General features: G+C 59.2%; 13 protein-coding genes. All 13 read right to left on the bottom strand.

Features of this window, described 5'->3' with window-relative positions:
* Positions 1-120 precede the first annotated feature (120 nt).
* Positions 121-1,068 (bottom strand): acetyl-CoA carboxylase carboxyltransferase subunit alpha, encoded by a 948-nt coding sequence (locus HBO23_RS03100; protein ID WP_017137153.1) that lies wholly within the window; start codon positions 1,066-1,068, stop codon positions 121-123.
* 129 nt (positions 1,069-1,197) lie between these two features.
* Complete coding sequence (dnaE, locus tag HBO23_RS03095; RefSeq protein ID WP_017137152.1) at positions 1,198-4,719, bottom strand: DNA polymerase III subunit alpha; 3,522 nt, start codon at positions 4,717-4,719, stop codon at positions 1,198-1,200.
* 77 nt (positions 4,720-4,796) lie between these two features.
* Positions 4,797-5,429: a ribonuclease HII gene (gene rnhB, locus HBO23_RS03090; protein ID WP_017137151.1), complete on the bottom strand. Its 633-nt coding sequence runs from the start codon at positions 5,427-5,429 to the stop codon at positions 4,797-4,799.
* Positions 5,426-6,565, bottom strand: a complete 1,140-nt coding sequence (lpxB, locus tag HBO23_RS03085; RefSeq protein ID WP_099548557.1) for a lipid-A-disaccharide synthase — start codon at positions 6,563-6,565, stop codon at positions 5,426-5,428. Before lpxB ends, rnhB begins: the two co-directional genes overlap by 4 nt.
* A 2-nt stretch (positions 6,566-6,567) precedes the next feature.
* A complete protein-coding gene (gene lpxA / locus HBO23_RS03080; protein ID WP_017137149.1) occupies positions 6,568-7,344 on the bottom strand; it encodes an acyl-ACP--UDP-N-acetylglucosamine O-acyltransferase in 777 nt (258 codons plus the stop codon).
* On the bottom strand, positions 7,341-7,781 hold the full coding sequence (fabZ, locus tag HBO23_RS03075) for a 3-hydroxyacyl-ACP dehydratase FabZ (protein ID WP_003172281.1): 441 nt from the start codon (positions 7,779-7,781) through the stop codon (positions 7,341-7,343). Before fabZ ends, lpxA begins: the two co-directional genes overlap by 4 nt.
* Before the next feature lie 111 nt (positions 7,782-7,892).
* Entirely contained in the window at positions 7,893-8,948 is a 1,056-nt protein-coding gene (gene lpxD / locus HBO23_RS03070; RefSeq protein ID WP_099548556.1) for a UDP-3-O-(3-hydroxymyristoyl)glucosamine N-acyltransferase, read from the bottom strand.
* 3 nt (positions 8,949-8,951) lie between these two features.
* Positions 8,952-9,455 carry an OmpH family outer membrane protein gene (locus HBO23_RS03065; RefSeq protein WP_003189173.1) on the bottom strand — a complete coding sequence of 168 codons (504 nt, stop codon included), beginning with the start codon at positions 9,453-9,455 and terminating at the stop codon, positions 8,952-8,954.
* A 45-nt stretch (positions 9,456-9,500) separates the two neighbouring features.
* Positions 9,501-11,891 carry an outer membrane protein assembly factor BamA gene (gene bamA / locus HBO23_RS03060; protein WP_017137147.1) on the bottom strand — a complete coding sequence of 797 codons (2,391 nt, stop codon included), beginning with the start codon at positions 11,889-11,891 and terminating at the stop codon, positions 9,501-9,503.
* A gap of 74 nt (positions 11,892-11,965) precedes the next feature.
* A complete protein-coding gene (gene rseP / locus HBO23_RS03055) occupies positions 11,966-13,318 on the bottom strand; it encodes a sigma E protease regulator RseP (protein WP_170036460.1) in 1,353 nt (450 codons plus the stop codon).
* A 53-nt stretch (positions 13,319-13,371) separates the two neighbouring features.
* On the bottom strand, positions 13,372-14,562 hold the full coding sequence (gene ispC, locus HBO23_RS03050; RefSeq protein WP_170036457.1) for a 1-deoxy-D-xylulose-5-phosphate reductoisomerase: 1,191 nt from the start codon (positions 14,560-14,562) through the stop codon (positions 13,372-13,374).
* A complete protein-coding gene (locus tag HBO23_RS03045) occupies positions 14,559-15,368 on the bottom strand; it encodes a phosphatidate cytidylyltransferase (RefSeq protein WP_170036455.1) in 810 nt (269 codons plus the stop codon). Before HBO23_RS03045 ends, ispC begins: the two co-directional genes overlap by 4 nt.
* Positions 15,369-16,124 carry a polyprenyl diphosphate synthase gene (gene uppS / locus HBO23_RS03040; RefSeq protein ID WP_017137143.1) on the bottom strand — a complete coding sequence of 252 codons (756 nt, stop codon included), beginning with the start codon at positions 16,122-16,124 and terminating at the stop codon, positions 15,369-15,371.
* Positions 16,125-16,132 lie beyond the last annotated feature (8 nt).

Raw genomic sequence — 16,132 nt, 5'->3', positions numbered from 1 at the left:
TGTGCGAGCCGGGCTTGCCCGCGATGCAGACAACTCGGTTCATCTGTTACACCGAGTTGATGCTATCGCAGGCAAGCCAGCTCCCACATAAGCCAGCTCCCACATTGGGTACTGCGGGACTTAGAGGCCGTAGCTCATCAGGCGCTCATAACGACGCTTGAGCAGCGCTTCGTTGTCCAGCTTCTTGAGCATCGCCAGTTGCGAACCCAGCTCGGCACGGATAGTCGCAGCAGCGGCAGCCGGATCGCGGTGGGCGCCGCCCAATGGCTCGGCGATAACCTTATCAACGATGCCCAGGCCTTTCAGGCGATCGGCGGTGATGCCCATGGCTTCGGCAGCGTCCGGCGCTTTTTCGGCGGTTTTCCACAGGATCGAGGCGCAACCTTCCGGCGAAATCACCGCGTAGGTCGAATATTGCAGCATGTTCAGTTGGTCGCAGACGCCAATGGCCAGTGCACCGCCGGAACCACCCTCACCAATCACGGTGGCGATGATCGGGGTTTTCAGACGGGACATGACGCGCAGGTTCCACGCGATCGCTTCGCTCTGGTTGCGCTCTTCGGCATCGATACCGGGGTAAGCACCCGGGGTGTCGATGAAGGTCAGGATCGGCATCTTGAAGCGCTCGGCCATTTCCATCAGACGGCACGCCTTGCGGTAGCCTTCCGGGCGCGGCATGCCGAAGTTACGGCGAACCTTTTCACGCACTTCACGGCCTTTCTGGTGACCGATCACCATCACTGGCTGGTCGTCCAGGCGGGCAATACCGCCCACGATGGCCGCGTCGTCGGAAAAGTGGCGATCGCCATGCAACTCGTCGAATTCGGTGAAAATGTGCTGAATGTAATCCAGGGTGTACGGACGGCGCGGGTGGCGGGCCAGGCGCGCGATCTGCCAGCTGGTCAGCTTGCCGAAAATGTCTTCGGTGAGCGTGCTGCTCTTGTCTTGCAGGCGAGCGATCTCATCGCCGATATTCAGCGAATTGTCATTGCCGACCAGGCGCAGTTCTTCAATCTTGGCTTGCAGGTCAGCGATCGGCTGTTCGAAATCAAGAAAATTCGGGTTCATAAGCGTCCGTCTTGGGTCGACGGCCAAGGAGTGCCTGGCCAGCCGGTTGTCTATTCGCGCCCTACCTTAAGGGAGAGGCGCGTTTAGGTCGAGATTAAATGTTCAGCCGAGATCAGACGTATCTGACCGTCAGCGGTATTGGAGGAAGACGTTGTCTCGCCCGAACTGGTCACGCAAAGCTTGAATCAAGCCATCAGCGGGATCAATTCGCCACGTCTCACCAAACTGCAACATCGCCTTGGCGTCATTGCCGGTGTATTCCATGGTCACCGGGCACGCGCCACGGTGACGTTTGAGCAAGTCACCCAACCAGCGTAGCTGATCGCCTTTAAGGGCTTCGGTCTTGACCTTCAAGCGCAGGCTTTCGGCCAGGTTGGTGCGCGCATCTTCCATGCTCATCACCCGCTTGATCCGCAGGCGCAGGCCGCCGGAGAAGTCATCGTTGCTGACCTCGCCTTCCACCACCACCATGGCATCGGTCTGCAGCAGTGACTGCGCGGAGTGAAACGCATCGGCAAACAGCGACGCCTCGATGCGGCCCGAGCGGTCATCGAGGGTGATAAAGCCCATCTTGTCGCCCTTCTTATTTTTCATCACGCGCAGGGCGATGATCATGCCGGCGACGGTCTGGGTATCGCGCGCTGGCTTCAGGTCGATGATGCGCTGACGGGCGAAACGGCGTATTTCACCTTCGTACTCGTCGATCGGGTGACCGGTCAGGTACAGGCCCAGGGTGTCTTTCTCACCTTTGAGACGCTCCTTGAGGGTCAGCTCCTTGGCCTTGCGATGGTTGGCATAAACGTCGGCATCTTCCTCGACAAACAGCCCGCCAAACAGGTCGGCGTGGCCACTGTCATGGGTGCGGGCGGTCTGTTCGGCGGCCTTGATCGCTTCTTCCATGGCTGTGAGCAGCACCGCCCGGTTGCGGTCGATGTTCGCCTGGTAAGCCTTCGGTTCATCATGGAAATACGGGCCGAGACGATCGAGCGCGCCACTGCGGATCAAACCATCGAGGGTGCGCTTGTTGATGCGCTTGAGGTCAACCCGTGCGCAGAAGTCGAACAAATCCTCGAACGGCCCATGCTGACGCGCTTCGGTGATTGCTTCAACCGGCCCTTCGCCCACGCCCTTGATGGCGCCCAGGCCATAGATGATGCGGCCTTCGTCGTTCACCGTGAACTTGAACTCCGAGGCGTTCACGTCCGGCGCGTCGAGGCGCAGCTTCATGGTGCGCACTTCCTCGATCAAGGTCACGACCTTGTCGGTGTTGTGCATATCCGCCGAGAGTACCGCCGCCATGAACGGCGCCGGGTAGTGGGCTTTCAGCCAGGCGGTCTGGTACGACACCAGGCCGTAGGCGGCGGAGTGGGATTTGTTGAAGCCGTAACCGGCGAACTTCTCTACCAGGTCGAAAATGTTACCGGCCAGGTCCGCGTCGATATTGTTGGTGGCGCAACCCTCAATGAAACCGCCGCGCTGCTTGGCCATTTCCTCGGGCTTTTTCTTACCCATGGCGCGACGCAGCATGTCCGCACCGCCAAGGGTGTAACCGGCCATGACCTGGGCAATCTGCATCACCTGTTCTTGATACAGGATGATGCCGTAGGTCGGCGCCAGTACCGGTTTTAGGCCTTCATACTGGTAATCGGAGTGCGGGTACGCCAGTTCGGCGCGGCCGTGCTTACGGTTGATAAAGTCATCCACCATGCCCGACTGCAGCGGGCCTGGGCGGAACAAGGCCACCAGTGCGATCAAGTCTTCCAGGCAGTCGGGCTTGAGCTTTTTGATCAGCTCTTTCATGCCGCGCGACTCAAGCTGGAACACCGCGGTGGTTTCGGCTTTTTGCAGCAGCTGGTAGGTAGGTTTGTCATCCAGCGGGATAAACGCGATATCCAGCGGTTCTTCGTCGACCTTGGCGCGCTCGCGGTTAATGGTCTTGAGCGCCCAGTCGATGATCGTCAGGGTTCGCAGGCCGAGGAAGTCGAACTTCACCAGGCCGGCTGCCTCCACGTCATCCTTATCGAACTGGGTGACCAGGCCATCGCCTTCTTCATCGCAATAAATCGGCGAAAAGTCGGTGAGCTTGGTTGGCGCAATCACCACACCACCGGCGTGTTTGCCGACGTTACGCACCACGCCTTCGAGTTTGCGTGCCATGTCCCAGATTTCGGCGGCTTCTTCATCGATCTTGATGAAGTCGCGCAGGATTTCTTCCTGCTCGTAAGCCTTCTCAAGCGTCATGCCGACTTCAAACGGAATCATCTTCGATAGACGGTCCGCCAGACCGTAGGACTTGCCTTGCACCCGCGCCACGTCACGGATTACGGCCTTGGCCGCCATGGAACCGAAGGTGATGATCTGGCTCACAGCATTGCGGCCGTATTTCTCGGCCACGTACTCGATCACACGGTCGCGACCGTCCATGCAGAAGTCGACGTCGAAGTCGGGCATGGAAACCCGTTCCGGGTTCAGGAACCGTTCGAACAGCAGGTCGTATTCCAGCGGGTCAAGGTCGGTGATCTTCTGCACATAGGCCACCAGCGACCCGGCACCCGAACCCCGCCCTGGGCCTACCGGCACGCCGTTGCTCTTGGCCCACTGGATAAAGTCCATTACGATCAGGAAGTAACCGGGGAACCCCATCTGGATAATGATATCCAGCTCGAAATTCAGCCGGTCGACGTAGACCTGGCGCTTGGCGTCGTAGTCTTCGGTGGTGTCCTTGGGCAGCAGAACGCTCAATCGCTCTTCCAGACCGTCGAACGACACCTTGCGGAAATACTCATCGATGGTCATGCCATCGGGAATCGGGAAGTTGGGCAGAAAGTGCTTGCCCAGCTTCACTTCGATATTGCAGCGTTTGGCGATTTCGACCGAGTTTTCCAGCGCCTCAGGCAGGTCGCTGAACAGCTCGGCCATTTCATCGGCGCTTTTGAGGTACTGCTCTTCGCTGTAGTTCTTGGAGCGGCGCGGGTCATCCAGTGCCCGGCCTTCGCCAATGCACACGCGGGTTTCGTGGGCCTCGAAATCTTCTTTCTTGATAAAGCGCACATCGTTGGTCGCAACCAGCGGCGCGCCCAGCTTGTCGGCCAGGGCCACGGCGGCGTGCAGGTGTTCTTCGTCATTGGGGCGATTGGTGCGCTGGACTTCCAGATAGAAGCGGTCGGGAAACACGTCCATCCACTCGCGGGCCAACACTTCGGCTTCCTGGGGGTTGCCGCCCAGCAGCGCGATACCGATCTCGCCCTCTTTGGCGGCCGAGAGCATGATCACGCCCTCACTCGCCTCAGCCACCCACTCACGCTCAATGATGATCGAGCCGTTGCGCTGGCCGTCGATAAAACCGCGCGAGATCAATTCGGTGAGGTTGCGATAACCCACGCCATTCATCGCCAGCAGGCTGATGCGGCTCAGGGGGTTATCCGGGTCTTTGTTCGACAGCCACAGGTCGGCGCCGCAAATCGGCTTGATGCCGGCGCCCATGGCGTTCTTGTAAAACTTGACCAGGGAACACATGTTGTTCTGGTCGGTAACCGCCACCGCAGGCATGTTCATGCCCACCAGGGTTTTGACCAGCGGTTTGATCCGTACCAGGCCGTCGACCAGGGAGTATTCAGTGTGCAGGCGCAGGTGAACGAATGAAGCCGGCATAGTGATCCTGTCTAAAAACTTAGAAACAACAAGGCCCGGGATTGTACCGGGCCTTGAGCAAAACATCAGCCTCGCGACTAAACCTCGCTGAGACTCTCACGCGCCTCGTAAGCCTGACGGACCGGGGCGAACGAACGACGGTGGATCGGCGTCGGGCCCAGGCGAGCCAAGGCTTCCAGATGAACGGGCGTCGGGTAACCTTTATGACCACCGATGCCGTAGCCCGGATAGATCAATTCAAACGCCGCCATTTCGCGGTCGCGGCTGACTTTGGCCAGGATCGAGGCGGCGGCAATCGCCGGGACCTTGCTATCCCCCTTGACCACGGCTTCTGAAGGCATCGCCAGTTTGGGGCAGCGGTTGCCGTCGATCATCGCCATTTTCGGTGTGATGTGCAGCCCTTCGACGGCGCGCTGCATGGCCAGCATGGTGGCGTGAAGGATGTTCAGCTCATCGATCTCTTCGACTTCGGCCCGGGCGATGTGCCAGCTCAACGCTTTTTCGCAGATCTCGTCGTAGAGCTTTTCACGGCGCGCTTCGGTGAGTTTTTTCGAGTCATTGAGACCGAGGATCGGGCGATTTGGGTCGAGGATCACCGCCGCCGTCACCACCGCGCCACACAACGGGCCACGCCCCACTTCATCCACACCGGCGACCAGTGCGTCGGCGTGTGCGACCAGACTGAAATCCAGGCCCATTTGCGTGGTCATAAAGCGTCCTGTTTTTGCCCGATCAAGGTCAGTACGGCATCGGCTGCCTGGTTCGATGCATCACGCCGCAGGGTGCGGTGGATGTCGTCAAAACCACGGGTCTGCTCTTCGCCGCCGTCGATCAAGGGTAGTAGGGTTTGTGCCAAGGCTTCGGGCGTTGCATCGTCCTGCAACAACTCCGGTACCAGCAGGCGTTGGGCCAGCAGGTTAGGCAAGGAGATGTAAGGGCTCTTGACCATGCGCTTGAGAATCCAGAACGTCAGCGGCGCCAGGCGATAAGCCACGACCATCGGGCGTTTGTACAGCAGCGCCTCCAGGGTCGCGGTGCCCGAGGCAATCAATACCGCATCACAGGCGGCTAGAGCCAGGTGCGACTGGCCGTCGAGCAAGGTCAACGGCAGATTGCGGCCTTCGAGCAACGTCTCGATTTGCGCACGCCGTTGCGGGCTGGCGCAAGGTAATACGAAACGCACGCCTGGCTTCAAGGCTTGAAGGCGTTCGGCAGCCTCGAAAAACACACTGGCCAGACGCCCGACTTCGCCGCCACGACTGCCTGGCATCAATGCCACCAGCGGACCGTCAGGCAAGCCCAGCTGGGCGCGCGCGGCGGCGCGGTCAGCTTGTAGCGGGATGGTGTCGGCCAAGGTATGCCCGACAAACCGCACCGGTACGCCCTTCTCTTCGTAGAACCTGGCTTCGAACGGCAGCAAGGTCAGCATCAAGTCGCAGCCTTCGCGGATCTTCAGCACACGCTTCTGCCGCCACGCCCATACGGACGGGCTGACGTAATGCACGGTCTTGATGCCGGCCTGACGCAACTTGAGTTCGATATTGAGGGTGAAGTCCGGCGCATCGATGCCAATAAAGACGTCGGGCTTTTCTTCGATCAGGGTTTGAATCAGCAGCTTGCGGCGTGCCAGCAACTCACGCAGGCGGCCCAGCACCTCCACCAGCCCCATGACCGACAGGCGCTCCATGGGAAAGTAGGATGTCAGACCTTCGGCCTGCATGAGCGGGCCGCCCACGCCAATAAACTCCACCGCTGGATGCTGGGCCTTGAGCGCCCGCATCAGCCCAGCGCCCAGGATATCGCCGGAAGCTTCACCGGCCACCAGCGCAATACGCAGAGTAGCCATGATCAGCGGGTGATGCCGCGCGTCGATGCCTGGATAGAGTCGCGGAACACCGCGACTTCCGGGAACAACGCTGCTGGCTCGGTCAGTTCAGTCAGTGCCTGCTCAACCGTCAGCCCCTGACGGTAAACCGTCTTATAGGCGCGGCGCAGAGCGTGAATCGCGTCTTCACTGAAACCGCGACGGCGCATGCCTTCGAAGTTCATGCTGCGGGCTTCGGCAGGGTTGCCGAACACCGTGACAAATGCCGGAACATCCTTGCCAATCGCTGTGCCCATGCCGGAAAAGCTGTGGGCGCCGATATGGCAGTACTGGTGGACCAGGGTGAAGCCGGACAGGATCGCCCAATCGTCAACGTGCACATGGCCGGCCAGCGCCGTGTTGTTGACCAGGATGCAATGGTTGCCGATCACACTGTCATGGCCGATATGCGCATAGGCCATGATCAGATTGTGATCACCCAACGTGGTTTCGGCACGATCCTGCACAGTGCCACGGTGAATGGTCACACCTTCACGGATGATGTTGTGATCACCGATTACCAGGCGTGTTTCTTCACCCTTGTACTTCATGTCCGGGGTGTCTTCGCCTACCGAGGAAAACTGGTAGATACGATTGTGTTTGCCAATGCGGGTCGGACCTTTGAGGATCACGTGTGGCCCGATGACAGTCCCCTCGCCGATTTCAACACCTGCGCCGATGATCGACCAAGGGCCGACCTCAACGTCGGCGGCCAGAACGGCCGACGGATCGATGATTGCGCGAGGGTCAATCAAACTCATAGTTTGCGTTCCGCACAGATGATCTCAGCGGAACACACCGGCTTGCCGTCCACCGAGGCCTGGCATTCGAACTTCCAGATCTGGCGCTTGCAGCTGATGAACTTGGCTTCCAGGATCAACTGGTCACCCGGGGTGACCGGGTTGCGAAAGCGCAGTTTGTCGGAGCCCACGAAATAGTAAAGCGTGCCGTCGGCAGGCTTGAGGTCGAGCATTTTGAAACCAAGGATACCGGCAGCCTGGGCCATCGCTTCGATAATCAGCACGCCCGGCATGATCGGATGCGCGGGGAAGTGACCATTGAAGAACGGTTCGTTGATGCTGACATTCTTGTAGGCACGAATGCGCTTTTCCTCGACATTGAGGTCCACTACACGGTCCACCAGCAGGAACGGGTAACGGTGAGGCAGGTATTCGCGAATCTCGTTGATGTCCATCATTTCGGGGGGAAGCCTGTAATAAAGATTGGGGGCGGGCGAACTAAACGCACGCCCCGCTAGCAAATCAAGGAGGCAGTCTAGCGGCTGTGCACACTTGATATGGAAATGGTATCAGCCTTCTGATGAAGCATTACCGCCAGGGGTCACGTCCTCGACACGCTTTTCGACCTGCTTGAGGCGTCGGGCCATGTCGTCGATCTTGCGCAAACGTGCCGCACTTTTTCGCCATTCAGCCGCAGGCTGCATGGCCGTACCGGAAGAGTAGGCACCCGGCTCGGTAATCGAGTGGGTCACCATGGTCATGCCGGTGATGAAGACGTTGTCGCAAACTTCAATATGCCCCACCAGCCCAACGCCACCGGCGAGCATGCAATGCTTGCCGATCTTGGTACTGCCGGAGATACCCACGCACGCCGCCATGGCGGTGTGATCGCCAATCTGCACGTTGTGGGCGATCTGGATCTGGTTGTCGAGCTTCACGCCGTTACCGAGTACGGTATCGGCCAAGGCCCCGCGATCCACAGCGGTGTTGACACCGATTTCCACGTCGTCGCCGATCAATACGCCGCCGACCTGGGCAATTTTGTGCCAGATGCCTTTGGCGTTGGCAAAACCGAAACCTTCGCCACCGATCACTGCGCCTGACTGAATGACAACCCGCTCACCAATACGCACGTCGTGGTAAAGGGTGACGCGAGGCGCCAGCCAACCATCGGCGCCGATTTCGCAGCGCGCACCGATAAAGCAATGAGCCCCCACCGTGACACCGGCAGCAATGCGCGCACCACTCTCGATCACGGCAAACGCGCCAATGCTGGCCGCAGGGTCAACCTGGGCATCATCGGCAATCACGGCCGACGGGTGAATACCAGCCGCCGCCCTGGGTTTCGGATCGAACAGGTGCGACGCCCGGGCATACGCCAGGTAAGGGTCGGCAACCACCAGCGCATCCCCGGTAAACCCTTCGGCGTCAGCGGCCTTCAGCAACACGGCTGCGGCTTGGCTGTCGACCAGGTATTTACGGTATTGGGGATTTGCGAGGAAGCTCAACTGAGCTGGGCCAGCCTCCTGCAAGGTGGCTAGCCCAGTAATTTCTTTCTCCTTGGAGCCACGCAAGGTGGCCCCCAGGAACTCGGCCAACTCGCCGAGCTTGATAGTCGCGGTCATGGCTTACTTCAGCTGGTTCATGCGCTCGATCACCTGGCGGGTGATGTCGTATTGAGGCTTGACGTCAATCACGGCGCCGCGCTCGAACACCAGGTCAAAGGCACCTTTCTTGATGACTTCTTCCACGGCGCTGTCGAGCTTAGGCTTGAGCTGCTTGAGCATTTCACGGTCAGCAACGGCTTTGGCTTCGTTCAGCTCCTTGGACTGGAACTGGTAGTCGCGGGCCTTTTGCTTGAATTCAAGCTCCAGACGCTCACGCTCGCCTTGCTGCATTTTGTCGCCACCGGCTACCAGACGATCCTGGATACCCTTGGCACTGCTTTCCAGAGTCTTGAGCTTGGTCAGTTGCGGACCGAACTTCTTCTCGGCATCCACGGCGTAACGCTTGGCCGCGTCGGATTCCAGCAGGGCCATCTGATAGTTCAGGACGGCGATTTTCATTTCGGCGAAGGCCGGGGTGGTTACCAGCACGGTGGCCAGCAGAACCAATTGAGTCAACTTACGCACGATGTACTCCTACAGAATCCGTTGTCGTTATCTTGGGTCAGACGCTTAGAACGTCTGGCCGAGGGAGAATTGGAAAATCTGGGTTTCAGCGTTATCCGGTTTCTTGATCGGCATGGCCAGAGCAAAGCTCAATGGGCCAAGTGCAGTCACCCACGTCACACCTACACCTACGGAACTGGCGAGGTTGGTCAGACTGACGTCATTGCACTGGGTGTTGGACACAGAACCAGGAGTCGGGTTGTTGACCTGTTGGCACTTGGAGTCAAACACGTTACCCACGTCCCAGAAGACCGAAGTACGCAGCGAACGCTGATCCTTGACGAATGGCAGCGGGAACAGAAGCTCGGCACCACCCTGGATCAGTACGTTACCACCGAATGCCAGAGCGTCATTGTTGGAGTCAGGGAGCGTGCCTTGGTTACCGGTTACCGCTTGACCACGACTCGGCGTACCACGCGGGCCCAAGGTACTGTCCTTGAAGCCACGAACCGAGTTGAAACCGCCTGCATAGTAGTTCTCATAGAACGGCAGACCACTGGTCGAACCATAACCGTCGCCATAACCCAATTCGGTGTGCAGGCGCACGGTGTAGTTGTCGCTCAGCGGCTGGAACAACTGGCCACGGTAGTCGAGCTTGAAGAACGACAGGTCGCTGCCCGGCGTGGTGGCTTCAGCAGTCAGGCTTTGGGAATGGCCACGTGTCGCCAGCACACCTTTGTTCAGGGTCGATTCCGACCAGCCAACCGACGCCTTGAAGTTCAGGAACTGGTCACCTTCACGGCGCACGAAGTCGAAAATCTCATCCGTGGTGTACACACCGGTCTTGATTTTGTCCTGTTGCGCAGTAAAACCGAAGGTCAGACGCGAAGTCTCGCTGATCGGGTAACCGATGTTGACACCGGCGCCGAGGCTGTCGATCGCGTAGCTGGCAACGTCAACGTTCAGGTCTTTGTAGTCGGTGGTGCGGTAGAAGGCGTTGTAGCCCAGGCTCACACCGTCAGCTGTCCAGTAGGGGTCGACATAACCGAAGTTATAGCGGCTCTGGTATTCGCTTCGGGTCAGGCCGATGGAGACCTTGTTACCGGTACCGAGGAAGTTGTTCTGGGTGATCGAACCACCGAGGATCAGACCGGCACTCTGTGCAAAACCGACGCTGGCAGTGATCGAACCCGAGGCCTGTTCTTCAACGGCGTAGTTCACGTCAACCTGGTCATCCACACCCGGTACGGCCGGGGTTTCGACGTTGACTTCCTTAAAGAAGCCCAGGCGCTCAAGACGGGTCTTGGACTGGTCGATCAGGTAAGTCGACGCCCAGCCACCTTCCATCTGACGCATCTCACGACGCAGCACTTCGTCCGCAGACTTGGTGTTGCCACGGAAGTTGATGCGGTTCACGTAGGCACGCTTGCCTGGGTCGACAACGAAGGTGATGTCCACGGTGTGGTCTTCGTCGTGCGGGGTCGGCACGCCGTTGACGTTGGCGAAGGTATAGCCTTCGTTACCCAGGCGACGGGTGATCAGTTCGGACGTGGTGGTCATCAGCTTGCGCGAGAACACCTGGTCTTTCTGCACCAGCAACAGCGACTTCACCTGGTCTTCAGGGACTTTCAGGTCGCCGCTGAGCTTGACGTCACGCACGGTGTATTTCTCACCTTCGTTGACGTTGACGGTGATGTAGACGTGTTTCTTGTCCGGGGTGATGGACACCTGGGTCGAAGCGATATCCATGTTGATATAGCCACGGTCCAGGTAGTAGGAACGCAGACGTTCCAGGTCACCGGAGAGTTTTTCACGGGCGTACTTGTCATCGTTCTTGAAGAACGACAGCCAGTTGGTGGTCTTGAGTTCGAACAGGTCGATCAGGTCGTCATCAGCAAACTTGGTGTTCCCCACCACGTTGATGTGCTGGATCGCCGCCACGGTGCCTTCATTGATCTTGACCTTGAGGCCAACACGGTTACGAGGCTGCGGAATCACTTCGGTTTCCACGGACGCGGAATAGCGACCCTGGGCGACGTACTGACGTTGCAGTTCGTTACGCACACCCTCGAGGGTGGCGCGCTGGAAGATCTCGCCTTCGGCCAGGCCGGATTGCTTGAGACCCTTCATCAAGTCTTCAGTGGAGATCGCCTTGTTACCCTCGATCTCGATACTGGCGACGGAAGGTCGCTCAACGACAGTGATGACCAGGACGTTACCTTCGCGACCCAGTTGGATATCTTGAAAGAACCCGGTTTTGAACAGCGCACGAGTGGATTCCACCAGGCGACGATCATCCGCCTGTTCCCCGACGTTCAACGGCAAGGCACCAAAGACGCTACCGGCGGAAACCCGCTGGAGGCCGTTGACGCGAATATCGGAGATAGTGAAGGACTCGGCGTGAACTTCGGCGATCATCAATACGGTGAGAACCGCAGTTAGCAGCAGACGTTTCATGAAGTCCTTTCTTATTCCAACTGGCAATAAACAAACTGCCGCAAAATGCGGCAGATTCGCAATTCAGCGAAGCGTTACAGTCGTCCCAGATCGTTGACCAGAGCTAACAACATCACTCCAACCACCAAACTGATACCGATCTGTATCCCCCAACCCTGCACCCGATCCGACAAGGGGCGACCACGCACCCACTCGACCAGATAAAACAACAGATGCCCCCCATCCAATACTGGAATGGGCAGCAAATTCAGAACTCCAAGGCTAATACTCAGATAAGCCAGGAAATTCAGGAAATCCGCGACACCCGACTGGGCAGAAGCGCCCGCCACTTTAGCAATGGTTATCGGTCCACTCAAGTTTTTTACCGAGAGCTCGCCGAACAACATTTTCTTGAGCGATTCGAGGGTCAGCACACTCATGGTCCAAGTGCGTTTTGCACCCTCGCCAATCGCCGCCAACGGCCCGAAGCTGACCTCCCGCACCATCGAGGGTGGCCAGTCGACACCTTTCACCCCGGCACCCAGGTAGCCCCCAGCGGCCTTGGCTTCCCCGCGTACCGCCAGGGTCACAGGGACGTCGATTTGAGCACCATCGCGCTCAACTTTCAGCACAATTTTGGTATCAGGGCGTACACGCACCAGATCAACCACTTGCTGCCAGTCGCCCAGCGCCTGGCCATCAAGGGCCAACAAACGATCGCCGGTTTTCAGACCTGCGGCTTGCGCCGGGCCTTTCGAATCCAACTCGGCCAGTACCGGCGGCAAGGCCGGGCGCCAAGGCCGAATCCCCAGCGACTTGATCGGATCAGGCTCATCTGCGCCCTTGAGCCAGTGATCCAGGGCCAGGGCGCGAGGCGTCTCGGCGGTGGAATCCTGTTCGCGCACCACCACATTAATGGTGCCGCTTTCACCCATGCGGCGCACCAGCTGTAAATTGACCGCGCCCCACCCTGTGGTCGGTTCGCCATCAATGGAAACAATTTCCTGCCCTGCGACCAGGCCTGCCTTGGCCGCCATGCTGTCCGCTTCGACCGCGCCGATGACCGGGCGCACCTGCTGGCTGCCCATCATGGCCAAGACCCAGAAGAACACTATCGCCAAGAGGAAGTTGGCGATCGGACCGGCAGCCACAATCGCGATACGCTGACGAACGGTCTTGCGATTGAAGGACTGGTCCAATTGATCAGCCGGCACTTCGCCTTCACGCTCATCGAGCATTTTGACGTAGCCACCCAGCGGAATGGCCGCAATTACGAATTCGGTGCCACGACGATCGTGCCAACGCAGCAACGGCATGCCGAAACCGACGGAAAAACGCAGTACCTTGACGCCGCAACGACGCGCCACCCAAAAGTGGCCGAATTCGTGGAAGGTGACCAGCACACCCAGAGCAACCAGGGTGCCGACAATCATGTAGAGCGCACTCATCTAATTTCTCCGCATTCCAATCCAGTGCCTGAAGGCTCAAACCTGCCCACAGGCTAACGCGCGTTGCGGTTCAACCATTGCTCGGCCAGGGCACGGGCCTTTGCATCGGCCTCGAACACTGCACCCAAATCTTCCACTGCCACAACGGGCTCAAGGCTCAAAACTTCCTCGATGATACTCGGGATCTGCGGGAAGCGAATACGCCCGTCCAGAAACGCCGCCACAGCCACCTCGTTAGCCGCATTAAGCATCGCCGGCGCACTGTTGCCCGCCTCTGCTGCTTGCCGCGCCAAACGCAGGCACGGGAAGCGTTGTTCGTCCGGCGCCTCGAAGTCCAGGCGCGCAATGGCGAACAGGTCCAACGGCGCGACCCCCGAGTCAATCCGCTCCGGCCAGGCCAGGGCATTGGCGATCGGCGTGCGCATGTCCGGGTTACCCAACTGCGCCAGCACCGAGCCGTCCACATAGTCGACCAGGGAATGAATCACACTTTGCGGATGGATCACCACTTCAACCTGATCCGGCCGAGCGTCGAACAACCAGCACGCCTCGATCAACTCCAGGCCTTTGTTCATCATGCTCGCCGAGTCCACGGAAATCTTGCGCCCCATGGACCAGTTCGGGTGTGCACAGGCCTGATCAGGCGACACGTGCTCCAGATCAGCCAGTGGAGTTTGCCGGAACGGGCCACCGGATGCCGTAAGAAGAATCCGTCGTACACCCACCTGGCTCAAGCCGCGGGCAAAATCACCGGGCATGCACTGGAAGATTGCGTTGTGTTCGCTGTCGAGGGGCAGCAACACTGCGCCGCTCTTGCGTACTGCCTGCATAAAGAGCGTGCCGGACATCACCAGCGCTTCTTTATTGGCCAGCAGGATCTTCTTGCCGGCACCCACCGCTGCCAGCGTCGGGCGCAAACCCGCTGCGCCGACGATGGCCGCCACCACGGTGTCCACCTCGGCATCGGCCGACACCTGGCACAGCCCTTCCTCACCCACCAGCACCTGCGTAGCCAGCCCGGCAGCCTGCAACTGTTGCTGCAAGCCACGTGCTGCCGCCACTTCAGGCACTACGGCAAAGCGCGGCGTATGACGCACGCACAGGGCCAGCAGCTCGGCCAAACGGGTGAACCCGGTCAAGGCAAACACCTGATAACGGTCAGGATGGCGAGCGATCACATCCAGGGTGCTCAACCCCACCGAGCCGGTTGCACCCAACACGGTCACCTGTTGCAGGCGGCTCACGAAGCCGTCATCCACAACAGCACTGCAAAGATCGGGATAGCAGCGGTAAGGCTATCGATACGATCCAGCACGCCGCCATGGCCCGGCAGCAGGTTGCTGCTGTCCTTGATCCCGGCCTGGCGCTTGAACATGCTTTCAGTCAGGTCGCCCACCACCGAGATGAACACCACGACCGCCGTACCCAGCAGGGCCAGGAGTATTTCCTTCACCGACCAGTCGCGCACAACACCCACTACGAGCGTGATCAGCAAGGTCAACGCCAAGCCGCCGTAGACGCCTTCCCAGCTCTTGCCAGGACTGACAGCCGGGGCCAGCTTGCGCTTGCCGAAGGCGCGACCAGAGAAGTAGGCGCCAATATCGGCGCCCCACACCAATACCATCACCGCCATGATCAGCCAGTTGCCCATCGGTGCATTCTTGATTTCCACCAGGCCTTGCCAGGCCGGCAGCAAAATCAACAAGCCAATCACCAATTTGCTGGCAACACTGGACCACTGGCCACTGGTGCGCGGAAAGGTCAGCACCAGGAAGGTCGCGAGCGCCCACCACAGCACCGCAGCGCCCAATACCCAAGGCACCACGATGCTCGACAGGGTATGCATCAGAAACAGCAACAGCGCTACAACAGCGGCGTAGACCACGCGTGGCAATTGCGCATTAAAGCCCGCCAGACGCGCCCACTCCCAGGCACCCAGGGTCACGACCACGCCGATAAACAGCGCAAAGCCGGAACCGTCGAGCAGGAAAAACCCACACAAGGCGATCGGCAGCAGGATCAGTGCGGTGATGATTCGTTGTTTAAGCATTTAAACCCGGGCTCCAGCTTCGATCTGCTCGCTCGTTTTACCGAAGCGGCGCTGACGGGAAGCGAAATCGGCCAGTGCATTACGCATGGCATCGTGTTTGAAGTCCGGCCAGAACAGGTCGGAGAAGTACAGCTCGGTGTAGGCCAACTGCCACAACAGGAAGTTGCTGATGCGGTGCTCGCCACCGGTGCGGATACACAGGTCCGGCAACGGCAGGTCACCGGTCACCAGGCAGGTTTGCAACAATTCGGGCGTGATGTCGTCGGGCCGCAGGTGCCCGGCCTGTACCTCGCGAGCCAGGCGCTGCGCGGCCTGGGCGATATCCCACTGGCCGCCATAGTTGGCCGCGATCTGCAGTACAAAACGGTTGCTGCCAGCGGTGATGGCTTCAGCTTCGCGCATGGCCGCCTGCAGCTCCGGATGAAACCGCGAACGGTCACCGATGATACGCAGGCTGATGTTGTTGTCGTTGAGGCGCTTGGCCTCACGACGCAAAGCCTTGAAGAACAGGTCCATCAAGGCGCTGACTTCTTCGGCCGGCCGTTGCCAGTTCTCACTGGAGAAGGCAAACAGGGTCAACACTTCGACCTTGGCCTCGGCACATACCTCAATCACCGCGCGCACTGCATCGACACCCGCTTTATGCCCGGCGACACCCGGCATAAAGCGTTTTTTCGCCCAGCGATTATTCCCATCCATGATAATCGCGACATGGCGCGGCACCACAGAGGGCACAGTCTGCTTGGTCTTTTCCATGAAGGTGT

Source organism: Pseudomonas sp. WS 5532 (assembly GCF_012985445.1).
GTDB lineage: Bacteria > Pseudomonadota > Gammaproteobacteria > Pseudomonadales > Pseudomonadaceae > Aquipseudomonas > Aquipseudomonas edaphica.
The sequence above is the reverse complement of the archived record's forward strand: the minus strand, read 5'-3'. Positions and strand labels throughout refer to the sequence as shown.